The sequence below is a fragment of the Dermatophilaceae bacterium Soc4.6 genome, assembly GCA_039889245.1.
Taxonomy (GTDB): domain Bacteria; phylum Actinomycetota; class Actinomycetes; order Actinomycetales; family Dermatophilaceae; genus Lapillicoccus.
Map to the genome: position 1 here is coordinate 2,251,244 of JAZGVH010000002.1, position 13,392 is coordinate 2,264,635.

15 protein-coding genes and 2 pseudogenes are annotated in these 13,392 nt (G+C 72.6%); 10 read left to right on the forward strand and 7 right to left on the reverse strand.

Annotated elements, in window-relative coordinates; all coding sequences use genetic code 11:
* Positions 1 to 261 precede the first annotated feature (261 nt).
* Positions 262 to 744, forward strand: coding sequence for a MarR family winged helix-turn-helix transcriptional regulator (locus V3N99_10355; protein MEO3937148.1), 483 nt, complete (start codon positions 262 to 264; stop codon positions 742 to 744).
* An 8-nt stretch (positions 745 to 752) separates the two neighbouring features.
* The gene (locus V3N99_10360) at positions 753 to 1,970 is read left to right on the forward strand and encodes an MFS transporter (protein MEO3937149.1); all 1,218 of its coding nucleotides are present in this window, start codon (positions 753 to 755) and stop codon (positions 1,968 to 1,970) included.
* 13 nt (positions 1,971 to 1,983) lie between these two features.
* Here the strand turns inward: V3N99_10360 and V3N99_10365 are convergent, their stop codons facing one another.
* The 4 genes and pseudogenes from V3N99_10365 to V3N99_10380 form a co-directional block, all read right to left on the reverse strand.
* Positions 1,984 to 3,744 carry a SulP family inorganic anion transporter gene (locus V3N99_10365; GenBank protein ID MEO3937150.1) on the reverse strand — a complete coding sequence of 587 codons (1,761 nt, stop codon included), beginning with the start codon at positions 3,742 to 3,744 and terminating at the stop codon, positions 1,984 to 1,986.
* A 27-nt stretch (positions 3,745 to 3,771) separates the two neighbouring features.
* On the reverse strand, positions 3,772 to 3,915 hold the full coding sequence (locus tag V3N99_10370; GenBank protein ID MEO3937151.1) for a hypothetical protein: 144 nt from the start codon (positions 3,913 to 3,915) through the stop codon (positions 3,772 to 3,774).
* A 223-nt stretch (positions 3,916 to 4,138) separates the two neighbouring features.
* A pseudogene (locus tag V3N99_10375) lies at positions 4,139 to 4,414 on the reverse strand (inorganic phosphate transporter).
* Entirely contained in the window at positions 4,341 to 4,946 is a 606-nt protein-coding gene (locus tag V3N99_10380) for a sulfotransferase family 2 domain-containing protein (GenBank protein MEO3937152.1), read from the reverse strand. Before V3N99_10380 ends, V3N99_10375 begins: the two are co-directional and overlap by 74 nt.
* A 76-nt stretch (positions 4,947 to 5,022) precedes the next feature.
* Between V3N99_10380 and mptB the strand changes: the two genes are divergently transcribed.
* Together mptB and V3N99_10390 are read left to right on the forward strand one after the other, a co-directional pair.
* Positions 5,023 to 6,540: a polyprenol phosphomannose-dependent alpha 1,6 mannosyltransferase MptB gene (gene mptB, locus V3N99_10385; GenBank protein ID MEO3937153.1), complete on the forward strand. Its 1,518-nt coding sequence runs from the start codon at positions 5,023 to 5,025 to the stop codon at positions 6,538 to 6,540.
* Between the two features lie 42 nt (positions 6,541 to 6,582).
* Entirely contained in the window at positions 6,583 to 7,803 is a 1,221-nt protein-coding gene (locus V3N99_10390) for a pyridoxal phosphate-dependent aminotransferase (GenBank protein ID MEO3937154.1), read from the forward strand.
* 18 nt (positions 7,804 to 7,821) lie between these two features.
* Here the strand turns inward: V3N99_10390 and V3N99_10395 are convergent, their stop codons facing one another.
* Positions 7,822 to 8,676: an NmrA family NAD(P)-binding protein gene (locus V3N99_10395; protein MEO3937155.1), complete on the reverse strand. Its 855-nt coding sequence runs from the start codon at positions 8,674 to 8,676 to the stop codon at positions 7,822 to 7,824.
* A gap of 125 nt (positions 8,677 to 8,801) precedes the next feature.
* Here V3N99_10395 and V3N99_10400 point away from each other — a divergent pair, with 125 nt between their 5' ends.
* The gene (locus tag V3N99_10400) at positions 8,802 to 9,170 is read left to right on the forward strand and encodes a helix-turn-helix domain-containing protein (protein ID MEO3937156.1); all 369 of its coding nucleotides are present in this window, start codon (positions 8,802 to 8,804) and stop codon (positions 9,168 to 9,170) included.
* Positions 9,171 to 9,181: 11 nt separating this feature from the next.
* On the opposite strand, the gene V3N99_10405 is transcribed toward V3N99_10400, so the two are convergent.
* Positions 9,182 to 9,496 carry a DUF4190 domain-containing protein gene (locus V3N99_10405; protein ID MEO3937157.1) on the reverse strand — a complete coding sequence of 105 codons (315 nt, stop codon included), beginning with the start codon at positions 9,494 to 9,496 and terminating at the stop codon, positions 9,182 to 9,184.
* Between the two features lie 82 nt (positions 9,497 to 9,578).
* On the opposite strand from V3N99_10405, the gene V3N99_10410 reads away from it, so the two are divergent.
* The 5 genes and pseudogenes from V3N99_10410 (at position 9,579) to V3N99_10430 (ending at position 12,586) form a co-directional block, all read left to right on the forward strand.
* Positions 9,579 to 10,163, forward strand: a complete 585-nt coding sequence (locus V3N99_10410) for an NTP transferase domain-containing protein (GenBank protein MEO3937158.1) — start codon at positions 9,579 to 9,581, stop codon at positions 10,161 to 10,163.
* Positions 10,160 to 11,140, forward strand: a complete 981-nt coding sequence (locus V3N99_10415; GenBank protein MEO3937159.1) for an NAD(P)H-quinone oxidoreductase — start codon at positions 10,160 to 10,162, stop codon at positions 11,138 to 11,140. The genes V3N99_10410 and V3N99_10415 overlap by 4 nt, the downstream gene beginning before the upstream one ends.
* 21 nt (positions 11,141 to 11,161) lie before the next feature.
* Positions 11,162 to 11,454: pseudogene (locus V3N99_10420) on the forward strand (ATP-binding cassette domain-containing protein).
* Positions 11,455 to 11,465: 11 nt separating this feature from the next.
* Entirely contained in the window at positions 11,466 to 11,735 is a 270-nt protein-coding gene (locus V3N99_10425; GenBank protein ID MEO3937160.1) for a hypothetical protein, read from the forward strand.
* A 248-nt stretch (positions 11,736 to 11,983) separates the two neighbouring features.
* Positions 11,984 to 12,586 carry a bacterial proteasome activator family protein gene (locus tag V3N99_10430; GenBank protein MEO3937161.1) on the forward strand — a complete coding sequence of 201 codons (603 nt, stop codon included), beginning with the start codon at positions 11,984 to 11,986 and terminating at the stop codon, positions 12,584 to 12,586.
* Positions 12,587 to 12,607: 21 nt separating this feature from the next.
* Here V3N99_10430 and V3N99_10435 read toward each other — a convergent pair whose 3' ends face one another.
* A complete protein-coding gene (locus V3N99_10435; protein MEO3937162.1) occupies positions 12,608 to 13,354 on the reverse strand; it encodes an SGNH/GDSL hydrolase family protein in 747 nt (248 codons plus the stop codon).
* Positions 13,355 to 13,392 lie beyond the last annotated feature (38 nt).

Here is a 13,392-nt window from a genome sequence, read left to right on the forward strand (position 1 = left end):
ACCAGCACGCAGGCCACGATCATCACCCAGCGCCCCCGTCGCCATCGGCGACCGGACCATGCCGGCTGGGGAGAGCCCGACGGGCCGTGGCTCGGTGACGCGAGTGCGGACGGAGCGACTGGCGGTGGAGACCCCCCTGACATCCGACGACCGCCGTCCTGCGACCGGGGATGTCACGGGACCGATGGACCATGTCGCCGCCGGCACCCCCTGGGTGGGTGCAGCTGGATTTACATAGGTCACCTAGGTAAACTGGTTGATATGACCAACCACCAGCTGGTGAGCCCGGCCGACACCGTCGGTGCCGAGCTGCTCTCGGTCGTGGCCCGGCTCAACCGCTTCGCCACGCAGCAGGCCGGACTCGGCCTGCCCTTCGCCCAGGTGCGGCTGCTCGCCCTCGTCGACGAGCGGGGGGCCTCGCGGATCAGCGAGCTCGCCGCCTTCGACAACTGCGCCCAGCCGACCATGACCGCGCAGGTGCAGCGGCTCGAGAGCGCCGGGCTCGTCGCCCGCGTCACCGACCCGAGCGACGCCCGCGCGGTGCTCGTCTCCACCACACCCGCCGGGCGCGAACGGCTCACGGCGGCCCGGGATGCCCGGGCAGCCGCCGTGGCCCCCTACCTCGCCACCCTCGACCCCGACGAGCACGACGTGCTCGCGGCGGCCGTCCCCATCCTGCGCCGACTGCTCGCCGACGCATCCACCAGCAGCCACACCAGCAGCCACACCAGCAAGGAGCAGTGAGACCGCACATGTTGCGCCAACCCAAGGCCGTCTGGGCCGTCGCGTTCGCGTCCGTCATCGCCTTCATGGGCATCGGGCTCGTCGACCCCATCCTCAAGCCGATCGCCGACCAGCTCGACGCGAGCCCGTCGCAGGTCTCGCTGCTCTTCACCAGCTACATGGCCGTGATGGGGCTGGCGATGCTCGTCACCGGCGTCATCTCCAGCCGCATCGGCGCCAAGAAGACGCTGCTGATCGGCCTGCTCATCATCATCGTCGGCGCCGGGCTCGCCGGCTCCTCGAGCACGGTCATGGAGATCGTCGGCTGGCGGGCCCTGTGGGGCCTCGGGAACGCGCTGTTCGTCGCGACCGCCCTGGCCACCATCGTCACCGCGTCGCGAGGCTCGGTCGCGCAGGCCATCATCCTGTATGAAGCCGCCCTCGGCATCGGCATCGCCGTCGGCCCCCTCGTCGGCGGCCTGCTCGGCGGGATCTCCTGGCGCGGGCCCTTCTTCGGTGTCTCGGTCCTCATGGTCGTCGCCGTCGTCGTCACCGCTTTCGCCCTGCCGTCCACGCCCCCATCAGCACACAAGAGCAGTCTGGCCGACCCCTTCCGCGCGCTGCGCCACCCGGGCCTGCTCGGCGTCGCGATCACCGCGCTGCTCTACAACTTCGGCTTCTTCATCCTTCTCGCCTACACGCCGTTCCCGCTCGACATGAATGCGCACCAGATCGGCCTGATCTTCTTCGGCTGGGGTGTGTGCCTCGCCTTCACCTCGGTCGTCGTCGCGCCGCGGCTGCAGCGCCGCTTCGGCACGGTGCCCACGTTGCTCGTCAACCTCACGCTGCTGTCGGCGACGCTCGCCGTGATGGCCGTCGGCACCGACAGCAAGCCGGTGCTGGTCGTCAGCGTGATCGTGGCTGGACTCTTCCTGGGAATCAACAACACCCTCGTCACCGAGACGGTCATGAAGGCTGCGCCGGTCGAGCGCAGCGTGGCGTCAGCGGCATACAGCTTCGTGCGCTTCAGCGGGGGCGCCGTCGCACCCTGGCTGGCCGGCAAGCTCGGCGAGGAGGTCAACGTGCACGTGCCGTTCTGGGTCGGTGCCGGCGGGGTGCTGCTCGCGGTCGTCGTGCTCGCCGCGACCCGCCCCTACCTGCGGCACATCGACGAGCCCGAGCCCGGCGAGACGGCGGTCGAGGAGAAGCGGGACGAGGCCCTGGCCCTCAGCGTCGGCGACGCCTGACCGTCGGGCGGCCTCAGCGCTGGCCGGCTGGCGGAGCGTCCGGGGCAGGGTGGTCACAGCGCCGAGGCGATGCGGCGCCGGTCGGTCGGTCGGAGGCCTCGTAGGCGTCGAGGACGGCGCCCGGTGTGGGATAGCAGTCGGGGCTGGACGGCGCCATCAGGCCGTTGGCGGTGAGCTGCTCCCGGACGGCGGCATCGGCGCCGGAGAACACGACGCGAGTGCCCCGGGCAGAGAGCCGGCTGATGGACCGGCGCAGTGTCTGGGCGGCAGTGAAGTCGATGTCACTCAGCGCGGTGCAGTCGATGCAGAACCAGTCGAGCGCGGCGGTCGACGACGCGAAGGCCGCCAGGTCGGCGGCGAGCGTGTGCGCACTCGCGTAGTAGAGGCTGGAGGGGAAGCGGTAGATGACCAGACCCTCGCGGGTGCGCACCTCGGCCGTGGCGGTCACCGCCTGCCAGTGCCCGCCCGGCTGCCGCGTCAGCACCTGGGTGCGCGGCCCGTAGCTGTGACGCAGGTGGTCGACGATCGAGGCGAGCATCGCGAACACGATGGCCTGCTCGACACCGAGGACCACCACGCCGGCCATGGTGAGCAGCGCCAGGGTGAACTCGACCCGCCGGACCCGCATGATCTCCCGGAGGCCGACGAGGTCGACGAGCTCGACCCCGATGAGGAAGACGACCGCCGCCAGCACGGCGACGGAGAGGTGCGCCAGCGGGGCACTGGCGACGAGGAGCACCAGCAGCACCACGGCACAGCAGCTCAGCTGCGCCAGCTGGGTGCGTCCGCCGGCGCTGGTCACCATCTGCGTCTTGGTCGGGCTGCCGTTGACGACGAAGCTCCCGGTGAATGCGGCGATGCCGTTCGCCGCTCCGAGGGCCAGCAGGTCGGCGTTCGAGTCGAGGTCGTCGTTGTAGGTGTCGGCGTAGGCTCGGGCGGTCGCCACCGACTGCGCCAGGATCACCGCTGCCATCGACACGGCGGTCATCGCCAGCGCTGACGTGTCGTGCACCGTCACCACGGGGACGCGCAGAGGGGGCAGGCCACCGGGGACGTGGCCGATGACCTCGACGCCGTGCGAGGGAAGGTCCCACAGCACGCTGACGACGATGGAGACGGTCACGGCGAGCAGGGCTGCGGGCACCCGCTTGGCGGTCCTGCGGAGCAGGGGGACCCCGAGCAGCACGGCCGTTGCCACACCGACGGTGGCCAGGGACGCCTGGGGCAGTGCGGCGACCGAGCCGATGAGCGTGCCGAGGGCGTTGTCGGCGTGGACGGTCACGCCCAGCAGCTCCGGCAGCTGGCCGATCGCCACCGACACGCCGACGCCGGACAGGAAACCGACCAGCACGGTGCGGGACAGGAAGTTGGCCAGGAAGCCGAGCCGAGCCACCCGGGCGACCACGAGGAACACGCCGGTGACGAGCGTCACGAGGGCGACGAGCTGCACGTAGCGCGGTGACCCCGGCAGCGCCAGGGCAGCGACACCGGCCGCCATGATCGCTGCCGTCGCGGAGTCGGCGGCCACCACCAGGTGACGCGAGGAGCCGAGCACCGCGAAGACCGCCATCGGCACGAGCATCGTGTAGAGCCCGGTCTCGACCGGCATACCGGCGATGCGGGCGTAACCGAGGACCTCGGGGATGCCGAGCGCCGCGAGGCTGAGCCCGGCCAGCACCTCCCGCGGGACACCCCGACCCGAGATCGGCAGCACGCCTCGCAGCACGGGAAGGCGGAAGGCCCTGGCGGCCACCGGCCCCCCGCTCGGTCCCACGGGGTCGCACCTGTCCTCCACGACGGGCTACGGCATGGCTCGGGTGAGGGGCGAATCGCCCGCGGCGAGGTGTGCCTGGACCCGGGCGATGTCGTCCTCAGGAAGGGCACCGGCCAGCAGAGCGACCGTACACACCCTGGCGACTGCGCCGAGGTCGATCCAGGAGCTCATGTGCGTGATCCCGTCTGCGGCGGTTCCGCGGGCTGGACGGGTCCCGACGCGTTGGTGGTGCTCTGGATACTACGACCGTCCAGTCGGTGTTGACGTTGGCCGCCGTGACTGCGTGGTGGCGCGAGGCCCTGAACACGGCTGCGCCGACCGTCAGGGGGCCCACGAACAGGACGACCATCCCGACGGTCCCTCCCAGGGCGAAGGTGACGAGAGAGGCGGCGGCGGGCATGGTGAGCAGCCAGGCCAGCCCCGTTCGCCGCGCGAGGTGCCACCGCACCTCCGCACCTCGCTTGCCGACCCCGCTGCCCAGGGTGGAGCCGGTGGCCACGTGGGTGGTCGACAGCGCCTGCCCGAAGTGCGAGGAGACGAGGATGATCGCCGCGGGCGCGGTCTCAGCGGCGTCCTGGCGTCCGGGGTCACGCTCGTCAGAAGCGGTAGCCGAAGCGCTCGATGTCGGCGGCGAAAGCCCGCCCGACCGCCTCGCGGGTGTCGTCGTCATACAGCTCGCGGTAGTCGCCACGAGCGCTGGTGTTCTTGCGCGGCAACGAGATCCCGGTCAGCCCGCGCGCCGCACAGAGCGCCGCAAAGTCGTCGTCGAGGGTCTCGACCCGCAGCACGGTGTCGACCTTGAGCTCGCCCGACCCGTCGCCGGCGAAGTCGGTGAAGGTCGTGAAGGCCGATCCCTGCCCCCCGCGCAGCACGTAGTCGCGGAAGTCGAGCTCCCTCGCCCGGTCGTGCGACTGCGGCACGGTCTGGCGCTGGTAGTGGTAGACCGAGACCATCCGGTCCCACGGGTTGCGCACGACGGCGACCCGGTGCATCCCGGTCACGGCCCGCCGCCAGGCGAAGAGACGCTCGAACTCCCTCGCGTTCATGTGCTTCCACGGGCCCGGCCGGCGCAGGGCCTGGTGACCCGCCCGGGCGTAGGCCTCCCACACCGCCGACCGGTGCCCGTGCAGCGCAGCCTCGATCGAGCTCGACCCCGCCTTGTTGTAGGCGAGGAAGACCAGGTCGAGATCGGGCAGCACCATCACGAGGGGTCACGCTACCGGCCCGCCTATGCTGGGCGCGCCCGATTCGACCGGGTGCCGGCCACCAGGAGGACCCGTGACGCTCGACGCCGTGGCCGCCCTGCGACCCTCACGGCGGCAGGGCCCGCCCACCACCTGGCGGGTGGTCGGCACCGTCGCGGCTGCCGCCCTCGCCCTGGCGTCCTGGTTCTGCGCGGCCGTCCCCCAGGAGTTCTCACCCGTCGTCTGGCCGGGCGTCGTCCCCTGGCGACCGGAGGGCGGCTCCAACCTCGCCGCCTCGGTCGCGATCCTCGCGATGGGCACCCTCGTCTACTGCTGGTGGGCGCTACGGGACGCGCCCGTGGGCCTGGGCTGGGCGCGTCGTACCGCCGCCTGCTGGTGCGGCCCGCTGCTGCTCAGCGCACCGCTCTACAGCCGCGACCTCTACTCGTATGCCGCGCAGGGCCTCATGCTCCACTCGGGTCTCGACCCCTACACGCAGGGCGTGCGCGCGCTCGACTCGCCGTGGGTCGACGCCGTCGCGCGCACCTGGCTGGACACCCCCGCCCCCTACGGGCCGGTCTTCCTGGTGCTGACCCGCGTCGTGGCGGGCGTCGCCGGCGGCCACCTGCTGGTCGCGCTCGCGCTGCTGCGTCTGCTCGCCGTGCTCGCGGTCGTCGCCCTGGCCTGGGGCGTGCCCGCCGTCGCGCGCCGGCTCGGTGGTGACGAGCGCTCGCAGGTGCGGGCGCTGTGGCTGGGCGTGCTCACCCCGGTCGTGGGCGGGCACCTGGTCTCGGGCGCCCACAACGACGCGCTGATGGTGGCCGGCGTGGTCGCGGCCGTGGTCGTCGCCCTCGACCGGCAGTGGGCCGTCGCGATGCTGCTCGTCAGCCTGGCGGCTGCGGTCAAGGCCCCGGCCGCGGTGGTGGTGCCGTTCCTCGCCCTGCTGTGGGCGGGCGACGGCGGGCGGCTGCACGACTGGCGCCGTCTCGTGGCCCGGGCGCTGCTCGCGTCGGCGCTGACGGGGGCCGTCTTCGGCGGGCTGAGCCTCGCCACCGGTCTCGGCTTCCGATGGCTCGGCGCCCTCGGAGCCCCCGGCCAGGCGTCGAACTGGACGGCCGTCTCCACCGCCTGGGGCACCCTCGCCGGCTGGGTGGGCGGCGCCGACAGGGGCGCCAGCGTGACCTCGGGGGCGCGCACCGCCGCCTTCGCGCTGCTCGGCGTGCTGCTCGTGCTGCTGTGGCTCGACGCCGCCCGCCACGCCCACGACCCCCGCCTCGTGTGCCGCAACGCCGCCCTCGCCCTGCTGGCCGTCGCCCTGCTCTCACCGGCCTTCTACGCCTGGTACCTCCTGTGGGCGCTGCCGCTGCTGGCCGCCACCCTGCGGGACCGGCGGGCCCTCACCGGATTCGCCCTGCTGGCTGCCCTGCTCGCCTTCGCCGCTCTGCCCGGGGGTTACGGTCTGGCCTACTCGACGACGTCGGTGGGCGCGCCGGTCGTCGTCGTGACCAGCCTGGTCCTGGCCGGCCGGGGCGTGCAGCGGCTGCTGGCCTACCCGTGGCGGCGGCTGTTCACGATCGAGCCGGGGCCGAGCCTGCCCTCGACCAGCCGGTAATACTGCGAGGCGAGCCCGCCAGTCGGATGACAGAGTGCTCTCATGCGCGAGATCGTCCAGAGCAAGAAGCTGCAAGGCGTGCGGTACGACGTGCGCGGGCCGATCCTCGTCGAGGCGCAGCGGCTCGAGGCCGAGGGACACAAGATCCTCAAGCTCAACATCGGCAACACCGCGCCCTTCGGCTTCGAGGCCCCCGAGTCCATGGTCGCCGACATGGTGCGCCACCTGCCCGACTCGCAGGGCTACAGCGACAGCCGTGGCATCTACTCCGCGCGCACCGCGGTGGCGCAGTACTACCAGTCGCACGGGCTGACCGACACGCTCGTGGACGACGTCTACATCGGCAACGGCGTCAGCGAGCTGATCTCGATGGTGCTGACCGCCTTCGTCGACGACGGCAACGAGATCCTCGTGCCGGCACCCGACTACCCGCTGTGGACGGGCGCCGTCACCCTCGCCGGGGGCACCCCGGTGCACTACCGCTGTGACGAGAGCAACGGCTGGGCGCCGGACCTCGACGACCTCGAGGCCAAGATCACCCCGGCCACGCACGCGCTGGTCATCATCAACCCCAACAACCCGACCGGCGCGGTCTACTCCGACGAGATCGTGCGCGGCCTGGTCGACATCGCGCGACGGCACCGGCTGGTCGTCATGGCCGACGAGATCTACGAGAAGATCATCTTCGACGACTCGGTGCACCACCACGCCGCGACGTTCGCCGCCGACGATGTCCTGTGCCTGACCTTCTCGGGGCTGTCGAAGGCCTACCGCGTCTGCGGCTACCGCGCGGGATGGGTGATGGTCTCGGGCCCGAAGCACCTGGCGGCCGACTTCCTCGAGGGGATCACCCTGCTGGCCAACATGCGGATGTGCGCCAACGTGCCCGGCCAGCACGCGATCCAGACCGCGCTCGGTGGATACCAGTCGATCACCGAGCTGATCGTGCCCGGTGGCCGGTTCTACGAGCAGAGCAAGCTGGCCACGACGCTGCTCAACCAGATCCCCGGCGTGAGCTGTGTCGAGCCCAGGGGCGCGCTCTACTGCTTCCCGAGACTGGATCCTGCCGTCCACCACATCGTCGACGACGAGCGCTTCGTCATCGACCTGCTGCGCGCCAAGAAGCTGCTCGTCACCCACGGCACCGGCTTCAACTGGTTCGACCCCGACCACTTCCGGCTCGTGGCCCTGCCCGACGCCGACGTGCTCACCGAGGCCATCCACCGGATCGGTGACTTCCTGAGCACCTACTCGCAGGACTGATCCGGCGCCCGGCGAGGCTCACGCCAGCGGGCGCAGCCCGTCGACGAGCGACGTGGTGGGTCGGCCGATGAGAGCGGCGAGCTGACCCGTCTGCCGGGCGAGGTCGCCGTGGTCGATGGCGGTGTCCACGCTCGCGACGAAGCCCGCCGTGCCCTCGTCGAGACCCGCCTGCTGCAGGGCCGCTACCTGCTCCTGCGCCGAGACCCGGGTGACGGTCACGGGCCGGCCGATCACCTCGGCGACGGCGGCGGCGAGCACCTCCTGCGGCCAGGCGTCGTCACCCGACAGCTCGTAGACGTCGTCGAGCTCAGCGACCGGGGTGGTGAGCACCACGGCAGCGGCCCGGGCGTAGTCGGCGCGCGAGGCACTGGCAACCAGCCCGGTCTGGGCGCTCGTCAGGACCGTGCCCGTCGCGGCCGCCGCGCCGAGCGTGGAGGCGTAGTTCTCGTGGTACCACCCGTTGCGCAGCAGGGTGTGGGCCACGCCGGTCTGACGCAGGTGCTCCTCGGTGGCGACGTGCTCCGGCGCGAAGCCGATGGTGGAGGAGCCGGCGCCGAGCAGGCTGGTGTAGGCGATGTGCCCCACGCCGGCAGCGATCGCGGCGTCGACGACGACCGCGTGCTGGCGGGCCCGCTGGCCGATGGCGCTGCCCGACACCAGCAGCAGCCGGTCGACCCCGGCGAGCGCCGCCTCCATCGCGGCGCCGTCGTCGTAGTCGGCGAGGCGCACGGTGACGCCGAGGTCAGCGAGGTCGGCGGCCTTGGTCGCGTCGCGAGCGACGGCGACGACCTCGGTGGCGGGCACCCGGGTCAGCAGCTCGTCGACGACGAGGCGGCCGAGCTGTCCGGTGGCGGCGGTGACGGCGATGGTCATGGTGGACCTCTTTCAGGTAGGTGAACGGGCTGGGTCGGAACGACACTAACTGAATGTTAGTGCTCACTCAAGGTTAGCGCTACCCGGCTGATAGCTTGGACCCAAGCAGACGACGAGGAGCCGTGATGACCGCAGGAGTCGACCCGGCACCCGGCTACGACGTCTTCGCCACCCGCTGCCCCTCGCGGCAGACCCTCGAGACGGTCACCGGCCGATGGGGAGCGCTGACGCTGGCCGCCCTCGCCGACGGTCCGATGCGCTTCGGGGTGCTGCGCCGTCGGGTGGACGGCGTCAGCGAGAAGATGCTGTCGCAGACCCTCAAGCTGCTGGAGGCCGACGGCCTCGTCACCCGCACCGACCACGGCAGCGTCCCGCCACGGGTCGACTACGCGCTCACGAGCGCCGGCTCGGTCGTCGCCGTCGCCGTCATGCGGCTCGTCGACGCCGTGTATGCCGTGCAGCCGGCCGTGCAGCAGGCCCGCGACGCCACCTGACGCAACAGGGCTCAGGGACCCGAGCTCCGGGTCACGAAGAGGACGACGCCGGCGATCACCGCCAGGATCGCGAGCGCGAGGAACACGGTGCCGATGATCCCCAGGATGCGGCCGACGACCGCGAGCCCCCGCGAGCCTGCTGGGATCTCGCCCGTCTCGACCTTGCGCAGTGCCCCGTTCGCGACGACGATCGCCACCGGGCCGAGCAGCCACAGCCCGACGACCGAGAAGACCCCGAGGACGAAGGCGACGGTCGCCTGACCGCTCGACGCCGTGCTGGTCTGCGTGACGGCCGGCTGCCCGGGATCCGCCTCGAGGTCGCTCACCCGCACCACGCTAGCGCCGCCCGTGGTCCCATGGGGCGGGGGAGCGCACGCTCCCCCGCCCCGGCACTGGAAGAGGCCCCCCTTGACCCTCACCGTCACCGCCCTCGTCGTCGCCGGTGGCGGCTCGACCCGCTTCGGGGCCGACAAGCTCGACCAGCCCCTCGGGGGCACGACGGTGCTCGGGCACCTGCTCGACTCGCTGCCTCCCGACTGGCCGGTCGTCGTCGTGGGCCCGACCCGCGAGGTCGCCCGCCCGGTCACCTGGGTGCGCGAGGAGCGGCCCGACGGTGGCCCGCTCGCCGCGATCGACGCCGGGCTGGGCCACGTCGACACCGACCTCGTGGTCGTCCTCGGCGGCGACATGCCGTTCGCCGGGCCCGTGGCGCGGCGCCTCACCGAGACCCTCACCGAGGCGCTCTCCGACTCCGACGACTTCGGCGTCACGGCGACGACCGTACGCGGGCGCAGCCGGGGCGGCCACCCGCTGCTGACGGCCTACGTCACCGAGGTGGCTCGCACGGCCATGCCCCGGAGCCCGTATGCCGGCCGCGCCGGCGCGCTGCTCGAGGCCGTGCCCCACCTCGTGCTCAAGGTCGCCTCCGACGACCTGCTCGACGTCGACACCCCCGAGCAGCTGGAGGACGCCCGTCGTAGGTTGGAGGCATGAAGGCGATCACGATCCCGACCCCCGGCGGCCCCGACGCGCTCCAGCTGGCCGACGTGCCCGATGCGGTGGCTGGCGAGGGCGAGGTGCTGGTCGACGTCGTCGCCGCCGGTGTCAACCGCGCCGATGTGCTGCAGCGGCAAGGGTTCTACGACCCGCCAGCCGGCACCTCGCCCTACCCGGGCCTCGAGGTGAGCGGCCGGGTGAGCGCCCTCGGCGGCGGCGACACGGGCGAGTGGCAGGTCGGTGACGAGGTCTGCGCCCTGCTCACCGGCGGAGGGTATGCCGCGAAGGTCGCCGTCCCCGCCGGGCAGCTGCTGCCCGTCCCCGTCGGGGTCGGGCTGGTCGAGGCCGCAGCGCTGCCCGAGGTCGTGGCGACGGTGTGGTCCAACGTCTTCATGACCGCCAACCTCCAGCCGGGACAGGTGTTCCTGGTCCACGGGGGGTCGTCGGGCATCGGCACGATGGCCATCCAGCTGGCCCGCGAGGTCGGCGCCCGGGTGGCCGTCACCGCCGGCTCGGCCGACAAGCTCGAGGCCTGTCGGGCCCTCGGCGCCGAGATCCTGGTCAACTACCGTGACGAGGACTTCGTCGCGCGGGTCAAGGACGCGACCGACGGCCACGGGGCCGACGTGGTGCTCGACATGGTCGGCGCGGCGTACCTCGCTCGCAACGTCGACGTGCTCGCCACCGCCGGACGCCTCGTGGTCATCGGCCTGCAGGGCGGCGCGAAGGCCGAGCTCGACCTCGGCGCCCTGCTCACCAAGCGCGGCGCCGTCATCGCCACCACCCTCCGCGCCCGCCCCGCGGCCGAGAAGGCGACGATCATCGCCGCGGTGCGCGAGCACGTCTGGCCGCTGATCGCGGCAGGTCGGGTGACGCCCGTCATCCAGGGCACGCACCCGCTCGCGGAGGCCGGGACGGCGCAGTCGCTCATGGAGGGCTCGACCCACATCGGCAAGATCCTGCTCACCGTCTGACCCCTTGCCCCGGGCGACACGATGAGTGCGAGGGCAGACGCCGGGACCGTCTCCACTGATCCGGTTCTGGTCCTCGACGAGGTGACCCGGGTGCACGGTGAGGCGGCGACCCAGGTGCGGGCCCTCGACGGCGTCTGCCTCACCGTGCGCGCCGGCGGGCTCGTGGCCGTGATGGGTCCCAGCGGGTCGGGCACGTCGTCGCTGCTCAACCTCGCGGGGGGCTCGACCGCCCGACGAGCGGGAGCGTGCGCATCCACGGCACCGACGTCGGCAGCCTCAAGTCCGGCGACCTCGCCCGGCTGCGCCGACGGTCGCCTTCGACCCGGTGGGCCCGATCACCCCGGAGGTGCAGGGCTCCCTACAGGCTGCGCTCGACCGGCTGCTGCCGGGTGCGCGCATCGACGTCGAGCCCGGCTACGACGGCGATGCGACGCTGAGGCTGGTGTCGCTCATCGCCTTCGGCGTGGTCGCCTTCCTCACCCTGGTCGCCACCCTCATCGCGACGGCGTCGTCGCAGGCCGAGAGCCAGGCCTTCTCCGGCACCCTCGCCGCGTGCAGCCGGCGCTCGCCCACCGTCACCCGCCGCCTCACCTGACCCGCGCGGGCTCGCCGCTCGGTGCCACGCCTAGGGAATGGTCCGATCTGACTATCGTCCGGTCGCTCGCACAACCGACAAGATGGAAGACGGCTGCCCGTGCGGTGCAGCCATGTCTGCCCCGCCCTGCCCCTGTGGCAGCCACGGAGCGGCAGGGGGAGCTCGCTCACCCTGCCGCTTCCGGGCACCCGCGCCGCCGTCACGACCACCCCGTTCCGCCCGTGGGGTCGTGCGGCAGGATGGTCGTCATGAGCGATCAGGTCATCCCCGCTGCGTCCGGTGCCCCCGCTGCGTCCGGTGCCCCCGACGGGGACGGCGCCTCCGAGGGACGTGTCGTCGTCGTCACCCAGGACGGCATGGGCGTCGCCTCACCGGCGGGGGGTCGCGACGGTCCGGGCACCAACCCCGCCGACCTCGTCGAGCAGCCGGCGAAGGTCATGCGCATCGGCTCGATGATCAAGAACCTGCTCGACGAGGTCAAGGGTGCCCCGCTCGACGACGCCGGGCGCGCCCGCCTCGCCGACATCCACGGCCGCTCGATCATGGAGCTCAAGTCGGGCCTGGCCCCCGAGCTCGTCGACGAGCTCGACCGGCTCGTGCTGCCCTTCGCGGGGCAGACCCCGTCGGACGCCGAGCTGCGCATCGCGCAGGCCCAGCTCGTCGGCTGGCTCGAGGGGCTCTTCCACGGCATCCAGACCGCCCTCTTCGCGCAGCAGATGGCGGCCCAGCAGCAGCTGCAGGGTATGCGGGCGCTGCCGCCGGGTCAGCCGCAGGCCGACGCCGCTGCGGAGTCACCTCCGGGTGCCAGCGGTCTCGGTGGGCACCCCGGGCCGACGGGGCAGTACCTCTGACCCGTTGCCGCTGACCAGCCGTCAGGAGGCGACCGGTGCCCCGGCCGCCAGCTCAGGCGCAGACGAGACCGCCGAGACCTCGTACGCCTCGATGAAGGCGCAGGCGATCTTGCGGTGACCGGGGTCGCCGGGGTGGAAGAAGTCGCCGGCCAGCTCGGTGAGGATCTTCGTGTCGACGGTGTGCGTCTCGACCGTGGCGAGCACGAGGTCGGGGAAGTCGGCGACGACCTCCCGCACGACCCGGGCGAGCTGCGCGGCGGCGTCGATCCGGCCACCCCACTGGAACTGCGGCACGTCACCCACGAGCGATCCCGGCGGCAGCTGGGAGCATACGAGCCGGAGGTCCCGGCGGAAGGCTTCCGGGTCGGTGCGCCCGGCGTCGTTGGCGCCGACGCAGAGGGTGACGAGCGTGGCGTCGGGGGGCAGCGGCAGCTGGGCTGCGATCAGGTCGGCGATCTTCGCGCCGTAGACCGCCCGGTTGTCCACCCGCAGCGGGTGGCCGGTGCTCGCCTCGACGTGGCTGACGAAGCGTCCCAGCCACGAGGTGCTCGGACGGGACGAGCCGGTGCCCACCGTCAGGGAGTCACCCAGGGTGACGAGGAGGGTCTCGCCGTGCTGAGCCCGTCGGGCCCAGTGCCGCCCCCACGGTCCCACCGACAGCCGCACCCGCAGGGCGCGCGCGACCACGACGGTCGGGGCGAGGACGGCGAGCGTCGCGAGCGCCCTGGATGCGGTGCGCGTCGCCGTGTGTGCCGGGCGGGTCGTCATGCAGGAGGTTCGGGGCCGACCGGCCCGTCGGATGCCCC